This is a genomic window from Bacillus cereus group sp. Bc031 (assembly GCF_027716265.1).
Taxonomy (GTDB): domain Bacteria; phylum Bacillota; class Bacilli; order Bacillales; family Bacillaceae_G; genus Bacillus_A; species Bacillus_A paranthracis.
In genome coordinates this window covers 1-3,158 of the sequence record NZ_JAQFUL010000173.1, presented here as the reverse complement: position 1 = coordinate 3,158, position 3,158 = coordinate 1, and the positions used below count along the sequence as shown (strand labels likewise).

The window sequence follows — 3,158 nt, the reverse complement described above, 5'->3', positions numbered from 1 at the left end:
CTCTCATTATACAAGAAAGACCCTATAGAATAGACTTTTTTTTAAGTGTCTATTCTATAGGGTACATTTTAATCATTGCTTCATCCTTTTTTCATTCACTTAGTTAACTAACTTCCAAATGTCGTTTCTCTGATACCTCTTCGTTCTTATTATGAAAATAAACCCAAATACACGCAATAAACAATAGTGATGATGTAGAGAAGAAAACATATTGAAACCCTGCATGTGCTGCAATTTGTCCACCAAGTACTGGTCCAATCATATTTCCTAAAAACTGAAACGATTGATTATATCCAAATATTCGTCCCGTTACATGAGTTGGTGTATGTTGTTTTAGTAGAGTTTGTACGGAAGGTAATAATCCTGCTTGTGCAATACCTAATAAAAATCTAAGAATTAATAGTTGCCAAGCTGAGGTTACAAATGCTTGCGGGATAAAAATAATTCCTGCAGCAAACAACGCTACAACTAACGTTTTTTGAGGACCGATATGATCTGATAATCGTCCTAATCTTGGTGCTGCCAAAATAACAGCTAATCCTGTCGCTGACATAACGGCGCCTGCAATTGTTTCAATATGCGCTGTTTGAGGACCAACTAAATTTTTCACGTACAATGTAACAATTGGCTGAACAGACATATTAGCAAGTTGAATAATAAATGTTGTTACAAACAAACTAATAATCAAATGTTTAGCTGGAACCATCGTCCATACTTTTTTCGTTTGTACTTTTTTTGCTTGAGCAGAGTGATTTTCTTCATGTAGAAAGAAAAAAACGATGAGAAAGGAAAGGAATAAAAAAGCTCCTGTAACAAGAAAAACATGACGCATTCCAATTAACTCAGATAAATAACCTCCAAGTAACGGTCCAAGTAAAGAACCGCTCACGCCACCAGTTGAAATTGTGGAGATCGCCCAACCTGAATGCTCTTGCGGAGTTTCTGCTGCAATAAATGTCATTGCTGTTGAAAGGAAACCAGATACTGCTCCCATCAAAAATCTTAGTGCGACTAGTTGATATACATCCGTTACAAACCCCATAAGCGTCATAATAATCGCCATACCAAGGCTAGCACGAATTAGCATCAATTTCCGTCCATGTATATCACCAAGCTTTCCCCATATTGGTGATACGATCGCACCCATTAAAAATGTTACACCAAATGCAAGTCCCGACCACTGTGCAATACTAGAAGTGCCAGTCACCCCTAATTCCTCAATATAAAAAGATAAAAAAGGAATTACTAAACTCATACCGGCTGCAGTGGTAAAACAACCTAGCCAACAAATCATTAAATTTCGTTTCCAGCTGGCCATTTTCACACCTTCTTTCTTTAGATACCCATTCTACACCCTTTCTTATAAAAAGTTTAGTAATTTGCTTTATTTGTAAGATTTACTACAAAACCCGCTATTTTCTAATAAAAATCACTACATTCCCACATTTTTTTCATAATAAAACCAACTCCACCTAAATGAAGTTGGTTAATAATCCATGATCGGTATTAAACGTGCATTACAACATCTCTCATAAAACTCAATTGGGCCCGCTTGCCCAATAATTGCATATTCATAACCCTCTTGCTTCATACTATATAGACTACAATGTAACAATTGCTTCCCTACACCTTTCACACGATTTTGTTTCGCCGTGCCCATTGGACCAAACAATCCTTTCTTTCCTCTCACTACGTCATAACAAGCGAAACCTACTATCACTTCTTCTTGCTCTGCTATATAAATAGGTAAGTTTTCTTTATATGTACGAAATCCATACTCTATCGAATGTAACCACCGTTCACCAAATTCTGCTTCAACAAAAATTGCTAATTGTTCAAAATCAGAAGCGTTAGCCTTTCTAACAGTACAAGTTAAATCATTATAAATAGGAACAAAACTTTTTAAATCGACTGCTAAATCTCTTGGCTCAGCTATAATACGTAATATATCTCTTTGCATCTGTGCATTTTCAATAACTGGATTTACACGAAATAATGCATATATAACATGTCCTTCATTAATTATTACTTGCTGAAAACGTTCCATACGTTTTTTCGCTATTTGTAAAATTTCTAGCGTCTTATGGGATAATTTATATTGTCCTATTTTTTTATAATCTTGATCCGTTAAATCATATTGTTTTCGTAATGAAAATTTTTCTGAAAAATCCGTACCCATATTACGGAACAAATACATATACAACTCGCCACAAACGCCAGTACCTTCTTTACACATGCCAATAAATAAATGAACTGGTTGAATGATATTACATTCTGCCTCTTCTGCTGCAATCTCCAATATGTTATGCACACGTTTTGTAAATTGAAACTCCTCCATATGTATTTCCATCCTCTACTAATTTACTAACAAACCGTAACCATAAATAATTGAAACAATTACACCCACTACCAATATACCTGGAAGTAAATTTGCCACCTTGATTTTAATAATACTAAGCAAGTTCAATCCAATAGCGGCTATCATAATACCACCTGTAGCTGTCATTTCTACTATAAATTGATTCATTAATTCCTTCGGGACCAAACTATTAATTTGTGTTGCAAAAATTGCAATACCACCCTCATATAAAATAACGGGAATCGCTGAAAATACTACGCCAATTCCTAAAGTTGTCGTTAATATAATAGAAATGAATCCATCGATAATTGCCTTTGTAAATAAAATATCATGATTTCCGCGAATTCCACTGTCGAGTGCACCAAGTATCCCCATCGCGCCAATTGCAAATATTAAAGTAGCTGTTACAAAACCTTCTGATATGCTCCCTTTCCCTTTCGATCCAACTTTATTTTCTAGCCAATCTCCTAACTGTTTTAACTTTCCCTCTAATTGTAACCATTCCCCGATGACGGTACCAATTACTAAACTTAGTATGACAACAAGAAATTTTTCACTTTTCAATGCCATTTGAAGTCCAAGTACAGTAACCGCTAAACCGATTGCATGCATAATTGTTCCCTTCATACTTTCTGGTATTCTACTAAATAATTTACCTAGTAAAGTACCAAATATAATGCAAATCCCATTTACAACTGCTCCTAATATAACCATTTCTCATTCTTATGATGATAGGTAAGGCTTTGATGTAATCTCCACCTTTTCCCCCACCTCACACCGTACGTGCTAGTTTCCTAGC

3 protein-coding genes are annotated in these 3,158 nt (G+C 35.2%); all 3 read right to left on the bottom strand.

Annotation, left to right across the window (positions count from 1 at the left end; all coding sequences use genetic code 11):
• Positions 1 to 103: 103 nt before the first annotated feature.
• On the bottom strand, positions 104 to 1,318 hold the full coding sequence (locus PDQ33_RS28570; protein WP_000179317.1) for a multidrug efflux MFS transporter: 1,215 nt from the start codon (positions 1,316 to 1,318) through the stop codon (positions 104 to 106).
• A gap of 168 nt (positions 1,319 to 1,486) precedes the next feature.
• A complete protein-coding gene (locus PDQ33_RS28565) occupies positions 1,487 to 2,338 on the bottom strand; it encodes a GNAT family N-acetyltransferase (RefSeq protein WP_061131135.1) in 852 nt (283 codons plus the stop codon).
• A gap of 18 nt (positions 2,339 to 2,356) precedes the next feature.
• On the bottom strand, positions 2,357 to 3,073 hold the full coding sequence (locus PDQ33_RS28560) for a DUF554 domain-containing protein (protein ID WP_061131134.1): 717 nt from the start codon (positions 3,071 to 3,073) through the stop codon (positions 2,357 to 2,359).
• Positions 3,074 to 3,158: the final 85 nt, after the last annotated feature.